Origin of the sequence: Pseudoalteromonas sp. NEC-BIFX-2020_015 (genome assembly GCF_012952265.1) — a bacterium.
Taxonomy (GTDB): Bacteria; Pseudomonadota; Gammaproteobacteria; order Enterobacterales; family Alteromonadaceae; genus Pseudoalteromonas; species Pseudoalteromonas neustonica.
In genome coordinates this window covers 168,146-183,406 of record NZ_JABCJL010000007.1, presented here as the reverse complement: position 1 = coordinate 183,406, position 15,261 = coordinate 168,146, and the positions used below count along the sequence as shown (strand labels likewise).

Below are 15,261 nucleotides of genomic sequence, written 5' to 3'. Positions count from 1 at the left end.
ATTTAAACTTTATAAAAATTCAAACTCAAGTTTTACTCGACTCACTGATTAACTCTTGCCCCGCTAAGCGTTGCTGTCTGCCGTCTCAGTGGGGTCGCATTATAGGGCGCGGCTGATTTTACGCAAGTGTTATTATCACTAATCCTGCATTTATTTCGCTTTTTTAAGATACACAAAAGAAACTGACATGTTACCCACAAAAGCCTGTGGATAACATAGCTTTTTTCATTGTTACACTAAACTATCTGCCCCGCTTATGATAAGTTGCCCGCTGTTTTTTTAACTCGTTCATTAGGCATATAACATGATAGATATAATAAATAGTATTAGTGGGCTGCTGTGGGGTCATATCCTTGTCTACTTATTAATAGCAGCAGGACTGTTCTTTACTATTAAACTCAAGTTTATTCAATTTGTGCAATTCCCACACATGATTAAAGTCATGTTCAATTCTCGTCAGTGCGATAAAGATGGTATTTCGTCATTTCAAGCATTTTGTACTTCCCTCGCCGCCCGTGTTGGGACAGGTAATATGGCAGGTGTTGCTGTTGCACTTTATTTAGGCGGTGCAGGTGCTATTTTCTGGATGTGGCTAATTGCCTTAATAGGCATGGCAACAAGTTTTGCTGAAAGTACGTTGGCGCAGGCTTACAAGATTCGTGATGAACATGGTAATTTTAGAGGCGGCCCAGCTTATTATATGCAATATGGTTTGGGTAAACGCTGGATGGGTATCGTATTTTCTCTGTGCCTGATACTTGCCTTTGGTTTAGTGTTTAATGCAGTGCAATCAAACTCAATCGCTGCAGCTTTTGAAGTGGCCTTTGGCATTCCTAATTATGTTGTTGGCTTAATGTTAGTTGTTGGCTCTGGCATTATTATATTTGGTGGCCTGAAAACAATATCTCGCTTTGCCGAATTAGTTGTGCCATTTATGGCGTTAGCATATTTACTTGTTGCACTTTATGTATGTGCTATGAATGCACAAGAATTGCCCGCTGTATTTATGCGTATTATCAATAGTGCCTTTGGTATTGAACAAGCTGGTGCTGGTGCAATTGGCTATGGTGTAATGCAAGCAATGATCCAAGGTATCAAACGTGGATTATTCTCAAATGAGGCTGGTATGGGTAGTGCTGCAAATGCAGCTGCCACCGCGACACCAAATCCTCCACACCCGGCTTCGCAAGGTTATGTACAAATGCTCGGTGTATTTATTGATACCGTTGTTATCTGTAGTGCAACAGCTGCTTTGATCCTTCTCTCAGATCAATTAGTTGCAGACTCTGGTGTAACTGGTATTGCATTAACACAAGCGGCACTTGAACAGCATGTGGGTAGTTGGGGTGCAATTTTTGTTGCCATCGCTATTTTATTCTTTGCTTTTACATCGATTGTCGCTAACTATTCGTACGCAGAAACTAACTTAATGTTCTTAGAGCACAATCATGCTCATGGCATGCTTATATTTCGCCTAATTGTGCTTGGCATGGTTATGTTTGGCTCAGTGAGTGAACTTGGCCTAATTTGGACGTTAGCTGATATATCAATGGGCTTAATGGCGATAGTAAATGTTATTGCACTATTTATGCTCTCTGGTGTTGTCTTTTGGCTAGCTAATGATTACACCGCTCAGCGCAAAGCAGGTAAACTACCAACGTTTGATCCTACTCAAAATAAAAAGCTTGATGAATCAATCCCTAAAGGGATTTGGCACAAGTAAAAAATCACACCAAAGTTTAATTTATTTAAACTTTGGTGTGTATCCAAGTCACCTCAAGATGCAGGGTTCAGCGTTTCACAGGGCTTACTATTGAGGCGTTACTTCGCAATAATGGCGGTTCCTTTAAGGGGTAGTTTAAAAGCAGCGCTCATATCTTGATCGTGACTTGGGTATATTTCTCCTATCAAAAACACTCATTATTAGTTTTCAAATATTTAAAGACTGATAGTTACCATATCAGTATTACCCAACTCATCTTGTACAATAATTTGTTGATCACCTTGTGCTGTCTCACTAAAAACATGAGTGGTCGTCTCATTTTCTAACGTTTGGTAGTGTTGTTTAGCGTTTATATACCAACTTTTGCGTCCGCTTCCACCTACCGTTTTCAATATAATACTAGGTGGTTCGCCATTTACCCCAGATTTTCGATAAATGCTCTTGTTTTCTATACCAACAATCCTGAGTGTTGCGCTTGCAGATGGCAATGCACCTATACATTGTTTATCAAGCTTTGGAATGAGGGCTGCTCTGCGTTGGTTTTTAATAAGCCATGGTTCAAGTACTTTTGGCCAAAGCGCTACTTGTTTTGCGCGCTTACCCTTTATATTGCAATCTATTGATACCCGCTGTTGGTTGATTGGATTGAACCAATAGGTAAAAAGACTATTTTGCCATGCATCAGCATCTTCACGATGCCAAGTTGGCGGCACAACCTCATTGATTACCCACGCCTGATGTTTTTGCTGACAAAACATTTTTGTTTGATCAGAATATAATGTGCCTAATGGCCAACAAATATTTTTTGCCGTTACGTTATCCGGTTTTGATATGTTTACTGTATCGAGGTCCAAATTATCAACCACTTTAAATAATAATGGCCCGGCAGTACTGCCACCATAATGACCAGGCATAGGTGTGCCATCAGGTCGACCGACCCATACGCCAATTGTATAGTGCTTATTCACTCCTATTGCCCATGAATCACGGTAACCATAGCTAGTTCCTGTTTTCCAGGCTATTTTTTTAGTTTCATACATAGAGGCCAAAGTATGAATACTACCTGGGCGGCTAATCCCTGATAAAATAGCTTGGATCACCCACGCACTTGCAGGCGATAATAAACGCCGTGTTGATTTTGGTTGTGCTAACTCATGCTGTAAATAACGTAGTTGGTGCACCTGTCCTTCATTTGCCAATGCACTGTATTGTTGAACTAAGCCTTCTAGTGACGTTCCTCCCCCGCCCAATATGACTGATAAATTAGGCTCATTGTGAGGAATAGACAGTGCTAATCCCGCATTATCTAATTGGCTAACAAAGCGGTTCACGCCATAACGCTGCAATAGGTCAACCGCGGGGATATTTAAAGAACGTTGCAATGCACTAAGCACCGATACTGGCCCATTAAAACCACCACTGAAATTTGCAGGACGATAGTGTGCATTATTTCTAGGAGTGTCTGCTAATAATGAATGCGAATGGATTAAACCATCGTCTAACGCTAAGCCATACAAAAAAGGTTTAAGTGTGGAGCCTGGCGATCGAATAGCTTGGATCATATCTATGTAACCAAAACGTTTTGTATTAGCAAAATCAGCAGTCCCTATATACGCTTTAACCGCCGAAGTACGGTTATCCACGACCAAAATAGCTGCAGAACTTCGCGTTGGTAATTGTGTAATGTAGTTTGTAATTAAGTCATGTAAGTTTTGCTGTAACTCTCCATTAATTGTGCTTTTAATGATCAATTGTTTTGGGTGTTGATTTAATAATCGTCTTGCAAACAAAGGGGCTAATTGCGGTGATTTAAAGCGACTGCTATAAACATGCTCTAATTTTGCATCGTCAATGACGCTTTGCGGCCACACTTTAAACTCCGCAAGACGGTTGAGCACTTTATCACGTGCATGTTGCGCTGCTTGGTTATGTAAGTCGGGGCGATACCGTGTGGGCGCTTGTGGTAATACTGCCAATAATGCAGCTTCTGCGTGTGTTAACGCTTGCGCTGATTTATTTAAATAACTATAACTGGCCGCTTCCACACCCTCAATTGTGCCGCCAAAAGGGGCATTATTAAGATACAGTTGTAGTATTTGTGGTTTAGTTAAATGCCATTCAAGCTGTAATGTTCGCAATACCTGCTGTAGCTTTCCCCAAATACTACGTGAGTGAGGGTGCAATATTCTCGCAACTTGCATTGACAGTGTTGAACCTCCTGAAATAATTCGCCCTTGTGTAATATTTTGATAAGTAGCGCGTAATACTGAAAATGGATTAACGCCATGATGATACCAAAACCAGCGATCTTCATAGTTTATTAAAGCTTCAATATATAGCGGTGAAACTTGCTGCAACGATATTGGGTAACGCCATATCCCGTTATCGTCAGCAAAAGTACGTAATGGTCTATTGTTTTCATCGACCACAACGCGTGCAAATTGTTTTGCACGCGTTTTACTTATCGGTGTAATTGAATTGGTTGTAACCGCCATACTGTAAGTCCCTTGCGGTAGCTTAAGTGGATATAAATAATCCAACAGCAAAGCACTTATTAACAACAACAAAACACACCAAAAAATGAGCGCAGCAGCAGAGCCTGCGATTATTTTTTTTACGCTAAAGCGACTAATAAAAATTTACAAACCCTCTTTTTCGTTAGCTTAATTCTCACTACTTTGCTGTACTTGGTTGACTGATAGTAATGTCATTCGTCGCATTACCGACGCCTCGTAGTTCTGGCCTATACATGTCTTCTACAAATGATGATGGCACTTTATATATGCCCGGCGTTACCGCCCTAACTAAATAAAATAATTGTGCTGTACGGCCTGTATATAATTCAAGTGCCACTACAAACCGATCATCTCTGTATTCTTGGTGTTTAACTGGGTTTTGCTGTTGCCATTGTGTAATGCTTTGCCCGTCTATTACTATTTCATCAAGCTTAATTGCATGGGCTAGGTTTTGATTTTCGAGCTCAAAACCAGCAGGTAGTAATTCAACAACCATGGCATCAGGTGTTCTTTGATCGGCATTCACCGTTAAATTAACTAAAAATAGCTCGCCCACCTTCACTTCATTAACTTTTACTTCTTGCCCTTTTACATTAAGCCAACGACGCCCAATAGCTATTCCATTCGTACTTTGCACTGGGGCTTTTTTACCATAACCGCTGATATTGATCGTTGCTAATAATGGCTCTTCATTTTTAGACATTACTGTAACCGAGTGCTGTAAATTTTCCGCTGTTAAGGCCTGTTTAAATACCGTTTTTTGCTGCAGAGTATGCTCATTGGCTGTCAGCGTGTCTTGATTTGAGTTAGCACTCCCTAAAATTAGCTGTGCTGACCACAATGTGTTGTTATTTATTTGCAGCGACAAGCCCGCTAAAAATAATGCATTACGCTCTTGTGTGCTGTAATACGTTCGTTGATTTAGTAAATCGGCTAATTTAAAACTAAGTGCAATTGCTTTTTGTTGATGCTGGGCGTGTTGCTGATGTTTGATCATTAAATGAATCATCATCGCTAAATCTCGTATTTGACTTCCATAATCACTTAAGTAGTGTTCTCTTTTTGTGGGTATATTATTTAAAGCGCGAATGAATAGCGCATCACTGCGTTTTTTGTCACCCATATTAGCCAAAGCAATGGCTAGGTGCACTTGTGGTAATCCGCTTTTCGCGTCATCCGCTTGATTTTTAGCAAGACTACGCAGAGTTCCCAATGGCGCTTGGTTCACACGTGATAGAACATATGCTGCATAGGCTTTGTAAGCAAAATTACTATGCTTGGGATCATCGCTCCAAGGTTCATTGTAAAAGCTGCCGCTACGTGCAATATAGCGCTGAAGTCGTGAAAGCGTTTTACTTAAGAGTGTTTCGGGTACATTTACACCCATCTCTCGCGCATTGAGTAAAAAATCTCCCACATACGCAGTTAACCAATATTCTTCTGTTGACTTATTACTCCATAGGCCATAACCGCCATTACTGAGCTGCAAAGTAGCTAAACGGTCAATACCTTGGTTTATCATGGCTAAGCGCTCTTGCTCACTCACACCTTTAATACCCATTAATATTTGTTTCTCTGGGCTGGCAAAGATAAGTGGATAAGCACGGCTACTGGTTTGCTCTAGGCAACCGTAAGGATATTGCATCAGATGTGTTAGCTGATTTTGTAGGTTTATGTCTGCGCGATTAAAAATAGATACGCTGGCCTGCACGGTGTCTAAAATAAGCTCATCAGTTATGCGCTTATCTAGTTCCAGCTTTTCACCCTGTAATAATACTTTTTGAACTTTGGTATGTGTTGCACTATAGCTGGGGCGTGATCCTAATTGCCATTGCCGTTGTACACTTTCTTCAAGCGCATCACCTTTAACCATCACATTAAAATAGGCGTTGCCAATCGGGCTTTCAGCATCAACTCGGTACGTTAATGTGGTTTTTTCTCCATTAAGTAGCCTAATATCTTTATCATCAGTAAATGGCTTTACTGCTCCATTTGCTTCAAAGCTAACGGCTAGTGTTTGTTCTACACCACTGAGGTTAGTAACATCTAGGGCAATCGTTGTGCTATCACCCATCGCTAAAAAACGTGGCATTGCAATTTGCGTAACGACTGGTGCTGCAATGGTTACTTCTTGCTCGGCACTACCAAATTCATTATCTGAAAAAGCTAAAACCATTAATTTTAAGCGTCCATTAAAATCCGGGATCGCTAAGTCTACATTTGCTTCACCTTGTTGATTCAAAGCCACTAAGCCACTGAATAAAGAGACAATATTTACCTCTGATTGTGGGGCCTTTCCACCTCGCGTTAGGTCTGTATCGCCACCAAAACGTAAATTCGCTTTATCTGATTGACTAACTTCGATTACTTTATCGTACACATCTCGTGCATCAACGTTATAGCGACGTTGCCCAAAGAATGCATCAAACGGATCTGGGGTTGCAAAATCCGTTATACTCAGCACTCCAACATCCACAGCAGCCAAGGTAATAAAAGCGTGTTTAGATTTATTATCTGCCGCCTGCTTAACGTTAATTTTAACGGGTAAATTTTTGTTTGGAAGTGCTTTTTCGGCTACATCGAAGGTAATATCAAGTTGCTGTGAATCTCTGTCTAAGGGTAAATGCACTAAACCAAAGCTGCGTTTTGGCGTCAAACTTTGCTCATTGCTGCCCGCTTGCAACACAACAGCACTAATATAAAGGTTGTGTTGTTGCCATTCTTTCGAAAAAGGTATTTCAACGACTGCACCTTCACTTGAAATAGACACTCGCTTCATCCAAAGTGGCTCATCACCTTCAACCATAATGATAGCTTCGCCTGCTTCTGGCGGAATTACATTCACTTTTATTGTATCACCTACACTATACGCAGCTTTATCAAGCGCCATCGTTATTTTATCTGGTTGCGCGGCACCACTGCCGGCTTGTGCCGCTTGCCAATCTTCATACCAATTTGTACCCGCGTAAAATTGCATGCTAGAAAACAGGTTATTTGCGGGATCTTTTACTTCTAAACGATAACGTCCCCACTCAACTGGAAACCGTACTTGAGCTGTTTTACCGGCTTCAATATCTATTGACTGAGTAAGCTCAACAAACTCGTTGTCATCCCATTGGTAATGCCACCCTTCACTTTGCGTATATACCCAAAAATAACGGCGATCTTCTCTTATCAGCTTAATATCTAAATTAGTCGCTATATGCTTTTCACCATCAAGTGAGGCATTAACAATCTCAAAGCTGACTTTAGAGTTAGCTTCTGGGTTACGTTCACCAAAGCTACTACGAATGCCGAGCATCGTATTTTCTGGCCATACTAATCCTGAATAAGCCCGCGATACAGGACGCCCCCCTGATTCATACAAGCTACTAATAAACTGAACTCGCAGTGGGCTTTTTAACGTTGAAAAATCAGCGTTATAAACCAGCTTTCCTTGTCCTTTATTATCAAGTTCAACATCCGTTAAATCATTACGGGTATTAAAAGCAGTCTCTTGAATGTTACCAAATTCAAATTCTGGTAATGCTAATACAGGCCTACGCCACTGGGCTATATTTACTTGTGTTGATAAACGATTACCCGAAGCTGGAGCTCCGTATAAGTACTCGCCTAAAACAGGCAGAGTAAGTGTTTGATGTTTGTTAACAACAAGACGTTTTAATTCACTCTGAGGGTTAAAGGTTAATTTTAAACGTTCAGGTAAAAACTCTTCGACTTTAAAATTAAAAATAAATACCGATTTATCTACACTGGATACTTCAAACTGCCAGCTACCCACTTGAGCATCACGAGGAATTGACCATGCTTTATTGTAATAGTTACTTGCATCCCCCGCCCATTTAAACGTTTTAACATGCGTACCATCAGGACTCTTAATGACTGCTGATAAAATACTTGTTGGCGTTAAACGCCCATCTTTATCTCGAAGTAGTGCATTAAATTCAATGACTTCGCCAGGTCGATATAAGTCTCTTGGAGCGTAAATAAATAATTCTTGCTCTGTGTTAGGCCGCAGGCCAATATCAAATTGAGATAAATCTAGCGCTGGTTTATTTATTTCAATCACAGAATAATGATCGCCCATCTTAGCGCTGATCAGAGATGCTGCATTAAGGTTAGTCACAAAAGAAGCCTGTCCATCAGGGGATGTTAAACTTTGTTGTAGTATTTCGCCTTCATTATTAAGTAGGCTTACTTCAACATCTTGCATTGGTTTGCCAGATTTAAGCGATGAAGTGTGAACGTCAATTTGGTTATTATAAAAACGCGCATGCATACCAATATCAGTTACGCTAAACCACATCATTTGATGCTGCTCATATCCGCCCGCTTTTACCATGACTGCAAGGTAAATACCTGCAGGTTCTAACGCTGTAATACCATCAATATTAATACTGCGTTTTACACGGGTATTTTTTGGTGCATTTAATTCGTACCTTGCTGTATAAGCTAATTCACCAAATTGTGTGATTCGCTCTATACCCCAATAATAGCGGTGATTTGATATTTCATTCAAAAATGATTGGCTGTCTTTTTCATTGATTTTGTAAAAATTAATATCAACGGCACGCGTATTTACACTCACAACAGGGAGACCATTTCCTAAGCCTTTCGTAAGAAACGCCCCTGTAGTGTCAAAATTAATGCTTGCGGTAAGTTTATTCGTTGTAACTTGGGTACTGTAAGTTTGACTTAAACGTTCCCCATTAGCTGCAACCAATCCTTGATATACCGTTATATCATAGCTCTTTTGTGGCTCTACATACGGGAACCAAATTGTTTTTCCTGAATTAGACAGCACCCAAGATCCATCCGCCACACCTTCTTTTTTATTACTAATATTAAAGTATTTTTGGTGGTTGTCTGCTGGGTTTAGTGGCACAGATAAAGTAACCGCAATTGAGTTTTTTCCATCTCGGCTTCGTTCTGATACATCAAGCACAGTTAAAGGTGTATTTGCGTAATCTTGTTTTACTTGCGCTAAATTAAAGGAAGGATCGTTTAGTGGTGAATTTTGTGCTTTTGTAGCGCTGCTTGTTACACTGCGCGTTGGTTTTGAATCATCATCATTGCAGCCAACTAAAATAAATAGCAGCATTAATGTGAGCGCGTAGGAAACTGAATGACTTACTTTCATAAATATCCTTATAGACCACGATCACATGAATGATGTGGTATAAAAACTACTCGTTGGTAATTTAAAATCAATGAGATCTAGGATAACAATTTGAAGTAATAACTAAAAGTATTAAGAGATAAGATTAAGATAAATAAGATTTATGTAAACTATTTTTAACTTAATATTACAAGTTAAAGCAATCTATAAAAGATAGATTGGTGCCCGAGGCCGGACTTGAACCGGCACGACTTGTTAGTCGAGGGATTTTAAATCCCTTGTGTCTACCAATTCCACCACTCGGGCATCGAGTTTGCTAATTAAAGCGTGTGGATTAAATTATATGGAGGCGGAACCCGGAGTCGAACCGAGGTAAACGGATTTGCAATCCGGTGCATGGCCACTCTGCCATTCCGCCTAAATGTTTCCAAATAATTTGGAGCGGTACACGAGGCTCGAACTCGTGACCTCGACCTTGGCAAGGTCGCGCTCTACCAACTGAGCTAGTACCGCAAAACTATTTTTATCTTCTTTAAATTACCTTGGTAAAATAATTTAAAGTGGTGCCCGAGGCCGGACTTGAACCGGCACGACTTGTTAGTCGAGGGATTTTAAATCCCTTGTGTCTACCAATTCCACCACTCGGGCATCGAGTTTGCTACTTAAAGCAAGTGGATAAAATTAATATGGAGCGGCACACGAGGCTCGAACTCGTGACCTCGACCTTGGCAAGGTCGCGCTCTACCAACTGAGCTAGTGCCGCATCATATTAATTCTAAATAAATCACATAAACTAATTTACGTAATACAATTTTTATAAGTTACATTTGGCGATATAACTAAACCACAAAGTGGTGCCCGAGGCCGGACTTGAACCGGCACGACTTGTTAGTCGAGGGATTTTAAATCCCTTGTGTCTACCAATTCCACCACTCGGGCATCGAGTTTGCTATTAAAAGCATGTGGAGTGTTGAAATGGAGGCGGAACCCGGAGTCGAACCGAGGTAAACGGATTTGCAATCCGGTGCATGGCCACTCTGCCATTCCGCCCCAACGCTGGGGTAAACCATTAAAATAAACTGGAGCGGCACACGAGGCTCGAACTCGTGACCTCGACCTTGGCAAGGTCGCGCTCTACCAACTGAGCTAGTGCCGCTTTGTTTATCTAGGGGGCTATGCCCTCTCAACACGGACGCATTCTACAGAGATTATTAAACGCGTCAATACAAAAAATGCTAGTTTTGAACTGTTTGCTTGTTTTTTATCTAAAATGGTGCGTTATTATACGTTTAGACTCAATTTTTAGTCAATTCACTCCACGCAGCAATCAAATATTGCAGCATAGAAGTCACCGTTAAAATAGTTGCGATATAAAGTAAGCCATAACTTAGATACATCATCCAGCTATCGTACTGCCATGTTAAACCAATAATGGCTAACATTTGTGCTGCGGTCTTAAACTTACCCATATTAGATACGGCCACATTATCGCGCTTGCCTTGTTCAGCCATCCATTCGCGTAAAGCTGAAATAACTATTTCTCTACTTATAATAATCAAAGCAGGAATTGTCATATACATTGATTGATAATAGCTAGATAAGGCAACCAATGCGGTGCACACCATTACTTTATCAGCAACAGGATCTAAGAATGCGCCAAAGGGTGTTGATTGTTCAAGCTTGCGTGCTAAATAACCATCCAAAATATCTGTGATAGATGCGAGCCAAAAAATAAAGGCCGCAGCAAAGAAAGCCCATGAATAGGGCAAATAAAATACCACCAAAAAAATGGGGATAAGGAAAAGTCTAAAGGTTGTGAGTGTGTTTGGAATATTCCACATAACTACTTGGGGATGTCTTTTTTTCTATATTCGCACGAAGGGCTAGCCCTTGTCATGCAAATGGTTAAATATCTTCTCAGCCATGTCAGAGCTGATCCCGGGTACTTGCTTTAATTGATCTATATTAGCAGCTTTTACTCCCTGCATGCCCCCTAAAAATTTTAATAATGTTTGGCGTCGAACTGAGCCGACTCCACCTATTTCTTCTAATAATGATTGAGTGCGTTGTTTTTGGCGCTTATTACGGTGTCCTGCTATTGCAAAACGATGCGATTCATCACGTATATGTTGGATTAAATGCAGTGCGGGTGCATCAGAATCCATCGGAATCGTTTTTCGGCCACCATCAATTAACAAGGTTTCTAGCCCCGGTTTTCGGCTAGTGCCTTTTGCAACACCAACTAGTAGCGGCATTTTTGTATGGGGCCAAGTTGAAAAGTACTGCTCTGCACGCGATAACTGACCTTTACCACCATCAATAAAAATAACATCTGGAATTTTTTCTTCATCTACCAGTTTGTTGTAACGTTTGTTAAGTGCAAACTCCATTGCTGCGTAGTCATCACCACCGGTGATACCCGTCACATTAAAACGCCGATACTCTTTATTGTTTGGCCCTTGCGAATCAAACACAACACAACTGGCGACAGTATTCTCACCCATGGTGTGGCTTATATCAAAGCACTCCATACGATTAATGTCATCTAAGCGCAAAGTAGCTTTGAGCTGTGCATAACGTTTATTAATTGAGTCTTGCGTACTTTGCTTAACGGTGATGCTATTGAGGGCATTTTTATTAGCTAATTGTAGGTATTGTGCTCGCTCTCCCCGAGTTACAACTTTTAAATTAACTTTACGCTCACTTACTTGACTTAATGCATCGCTAAGTACGTCTATTTCGTCAATTGCAAATGGCAGTATAACTTCTTTCGCAATACGCCCTGTTGCACCTGGCGCTAAATAATACTGCCCTAAGAATGAGGTTAAAATCTCTTGTTGCTGGGAGTCTTTTGGAACCTTTGGGAAGTAGGTTTTACTACCAAGAACTTTATGATCACGGATCATAAGCAAATGAATACCATTGAGTCCATTTAAATGCGCAAAACCAACCACATCCATTTCAGCGTAATTTCCTGAAATGGATTGTTGTTCCTGCATTTTTCGTAGCAACATTATTTGATCACGTACTTTTGCAGCGAGTTCAAATTGTAATGCTTGGCTTGCGGTTTCCATTTTAGTAATTAAATCAGAAATAACTTCATGGGACTTGCCAGTCAAAAACTTGCGTACATAACTAACTTGCTGGCTGTATTCATCATCTGATACTTTATCTACACATGGCGCAGAGCAACGCTTTAGCTGATGTTGCAAACATGGTCGGCTGCGAACACGGTAATAAGCATCTTCACATTGTCGAACAGGAAATATTTTTTGCATTAAGCGCAGACTTTCAGATACAGCGCCGGCACTTGGGAATGGCCCAAAATATTCGCCCTTAACTTTGCGGCTTCCACGATGAAATGCAAGCCTTGGATGCTTGTGTGCTGTCAACAATATATAAGGGTAAGATTTATCGTCACGTAATAAAATGTTATAGCGAGGCTGGTATTTTTTTATTAAATTGTTTTCAAGCAATAATGCTTCGGTTTCAGTATTTGTCAACGTAATATCAATGTTACAAATATTACTGACTAAGGCACGCGTTTTACTGTCTGTTACAGTGCTACGAAAATAGCTACTCACGCGTTTTTTTAAATTTTTAGCCTTGCCGACATAAATAACATTGTCGTCACTATCAAGCATCCTGTAAACACCAGGTTCACTTGATAGCGTTTTTAAGAAGTGGGCGTGATCAAATTCGGCCATAAAGCAGATTAGTGAGAGCTGTCTATATCAATCATTTTATGTCGAATAGCTAAGTGAGTTAACTCAACATCGCCACTAACATTAAGTTTTTCAAACATCCTGTAACGATAGCTGTTCACCGTTTTAGAACTTAAGTTAAGACGTTCAGCAATATCTTGTACTTTTTCCCCTTTTGTGATCATTAACATGATCTGCAGCTCTCGTTCAGATAAACACTGGAATGGACTTTCATCAGTACGGCCAGTTACTTGCGCTAACGCAATTTGTTGGGCTATTTCTGGTGCTATATACCGTTGTCCAGCATTAACTGCACGGATGGCATTAACCATTTCATCTGAGCCTGCGCCCTTGGTTAAAAAGCCATGTGCGCCAATTTGCATTACTTTACTTGGGAAAGGGTCTTCACAATTCACTGTAAGTACAATGATTTTTACATCAGGGCAGTAGCGACAGATTTTTTTGGTGGCTTCTAGACCGCCGATACCTGGCATATTCATGTCCATGAGCACTATATCAGGTGAGTGCTGACGGCAAAACTGCACAGCTTCTTCACCTGTTTTAGCTTCACCAACTACTTTGAACCCACGAACGTCATCAAGAATACGCCTGATACCCGTACGTATAAGCTCATGGTCATCAACTAAAAGTACGTTAATCAATGGAACACCCTCATATAACTAAACAGCATGTCATTGTGACAATTTAATTCGCCACATTAACACAGAAAAGATGAAACGATAACTCAAATATCGTTCCATTCAGCCCACGCTACGTAAAAATACTCACTTGAGTACTCTATGTAACGTGGTGGTAATTAACTTAAGAAGACGCTTTATCGCTAAAACGATCAACCCATAATGCAATAATACCATCACCTGTGACATTACAGGCTGTGCCAAAGCTATCTTGCGCTAAGTATAGGGCAATCATTAACGCGACTGCACCTTCATTAAAGCCAAGCATACTCGTTAATAAACCTAATGCAGCCATTACAGCGCCACCCGGTGCGCCTGGGGCTGCAATCATCACAACACCAAGCATCATAATAAATGGCAACATTCCAAATAGAGATGGCACATCCATATTTGGCGACAAAAACATAACTGCCATTGCACACGTCACAATCGTAATTGTCGAACCTGACAAATGGATAGTCGCACATAAAGGAACTGTGAAGTTAGCGACATCTTCTTTAACATTATTTGCTTTACTTGCACGTAAAGACACTGGAATCGTCGCAGCGCTAGACATCGTACCTAATGCAGTAAAATAAGCTGGCAGCATGTTTTTAATTAACTCAACTGGGTTACGCTTTAACAAAATACCCGTGCCTATATATAAAACGCTTAACCAAAGCCAATGCATTACTAATGCAGCTACAAGTACTACACCAAACGTTTGCAAAGTATCAACTACTGAACCAGCAACAGTCATTTCGGCAAATACACCCGCAATATAAAAAGGCAATGCAGGAATAATTACTTTTGCTAATAAAGCGTCTATTACATCGCGACCTTGATCTGATACTTTTCTAAGTGTTTCAAGTTGCAATTGACTCATACCAATACCAAATACAAAAGCAGTCGCAAGTGCGGTCATTACACCCATTAATGGAGGGATTTCTAAATCAATAAAACTGGCAACTTCAGTGGCCACTTCAGCTTCAAAAGTTAAACCGCCATCAAACAACGGAATAATCGCACTCACAGCCACAACAGCCAATGTTCCAGCAATAACGGTAGATCCATATGCAAAACCTACGGTTTTACCTAATAAATGGCCTGAACCTTTAGGTAAGCCGGCAATCCCTGATGCGATAAAAAATAAAATAATTAACGGGATAGTAAAGGTGATCAACTGACCAATTACTTCTTTTACAGTATAAAGGAGTTCTACACCTGTTAATGGTACATATAGACCCACTAAAATACCGGCCACTATACCGGCAATTAACTTTAAGATTAACGTCATCGTGATCACTTCATAAATTTAGATGCATAGGGTTTTATCATGTTTTAAAGGAGATGTGTCATAAAACCGCTCAAAAACAGTTTGTTTGTATAAAATAACATCGTTACACCATTGCAACATTCTTTCCTTATGTGTGTTGATTATAATTTAAAGATTTTTGCTCATTATGATCTAGTGCAACAAATTTCATATTAAGTTCCCTTATTTTTTAGTCACTAAAACAAA

The 15,261-nt window shown here is 40.3% G+C and carries 7 protein-coding genes and 8 tRNA genes; 1 reads left to right on the top strand and 14 read right to left on the bottom strand.

What is annotated here, in order from left to right; all coding sequences use genetic code 11:
• Nucleotides 1-304 precede the first annotated feature (304 nt).
• Nucleotides 305-1,723: a sodium:alanine symporter family protein gene (locus tag HH219_RS07590; protein WP_169327081.1), complete on the top strand. Its 1,419-nt coding sequence runs from the start codon at nucleotides 305-307 to the stop codon at nucleotides 1,721-1,723.
• Nucleotides 1,724-1,938: 215 nt separating this feature from the next.
• Here the strand turns inward: HH219_RS07590 and pbpC are convergent, their stop codons facing one another.
• From pbpC to HH219_RS07520, 14 genes are all read right to left on the bottom strand, one after another.
• On the bottom strand, nucleotides 1,939-4,218 hold the full coding sequence (pbpC, locus tag HH219_RS07585) for a penicillin-binding protein 1C (RefSeq protein WP_169327080.1): 2,280 nt from the start codon (nucleotides 4,216-4,218) through the stop codon (nucleotides 1,939-1,941).
• A gap of 178 nt (nucleotides 4,219-4,396) precedes the next feature.
• Nucleotides 4,397-9,379 carry an alpha-2-macroglobulin gene (locus HH219_RS07580; RefSeq protein WP_169327079.1) on the bottom strand — a complete coding sequence of 1,661 codons (4,983 nt, stop codon included), beginning with the start codon at nucleotides 9,377-9,379 and terminating at the stop codon, nucleotides 4,397-4,399.
• 198 nt (nucleotides 9,380-9,577) lie between these two features.
• Nucleotides 9,578-9,664: transfer RNA gene (locus tag HH219_RS07575), tRNA-Leu, on the bottom strand.
• Between the two features lie 38 nt (nucleotides 9,665-9,702).
• A tRNA-Cys gene (locus HH219_RS07570) sits at nucleotides 9,703-9,776 on the bottom strand.
• Between the two features lie 19 nt (nucleotides 9,777-9,795).
• Nucleotides 9,796-9,871 (bottom strand) — tRNA-Gly (locus tag HH219_RS07565).
• Nucleotides 9,872-9,919: 48 nt separating this feature from the next.
• Nucleotides 9,920-10,006 (bottom strand) — tRNA-Leu (locus HH219_RS07560).
• Between the two features lie 39 nt (nucleotides 10,007-10,045).
• Nucleotides 10,046-10,121 (bottom strand) — tRNA-Gly (locus HH219_RS07555).
• An 89-nt stretch (nucleotides 10,122-10,210) separates the two neighbouring features.
• A tRNA-Leu gene (locus HH219_RS07550) sits at nucleotides 10,211-10,297 on the bottom strand.
• A 37-nt stretch (nucleotides 10,298-10,334) separates the two neighbouring features.
• Nucleotides 10,335-10,408: transfer RNA gene (locus HH219_RS07545), tRNA-Cys, on the bottom strand.
• Between the two features lie 30 nt (nucleotides 10,409-10,438).
• Nucleotides 10,439-10,514: transfer RNA gene (locus HH219_RS07540), tRNA-Gly, on the bottom strand.
• Between the two features lie 139 nt (nucleotides 10,515-10,653).
• Nucleotides 10,654-11,199 (bottom strand): CDP-diacylglycerol--glycerol-3-phosphate 3-phosphatidyltransferase, encoded by a 546-nt coding sequence (gene pgsA / locus HH219_RS07535; protein ID WP_169327078.1) that lies wholly within the window; start codon nucleotides 11,197-11,199, stop codon nucleotides 10,654-10,656.
• A 42-nt stretch (nucleotides 11,200-11,241) separates the two neighbouring features.
• Nucleotides 11,242-13,065 carry an excinuclease ABC subunit UvrC gene (uvrC, locus tag HH219_RS07530; protein WP_054455551.1) on the bottom strand — a complete coding sequence of 608 codons (1,824 nt, stop codon included), beginning with the start codon at nucleotides 13,063-13,065 and terminating at the stop codon, nucleotides 11,242-11,244.
• A gap of 8 nt (nucleotides 13,066-13,073) precedes the next feature.
• On the bottom strand, nucleotides 13,074-13,724 hold the full coding sequence (gene uvrY / locus HH219_RS07525) for a UvrY/SirA/GacA family response regulator transcription factor (protein ID WP_169327077.1): 651 nt from the start codon (nucleotides 13,722-13,724) through the stop codon (nucleotides 13,074-13,076).
• Nucleotides 13,725-13,884: 160 nt separating this feature from the next.
• Nucleotides 13,885-15,036, bottom strand: a complete 1,152-nt coding sequence (locus tag HH219_RS07520) for a dicarboxylate/amino acid:cation symporter (RefSeq protein WP_054205694.1) — start codon at nucleotides 15,034-15,036, stop codon at nucleotides 13,885-13,887.
• Nucleotides 15,037-15,261 lie beyond the last annotated feature (225 nt).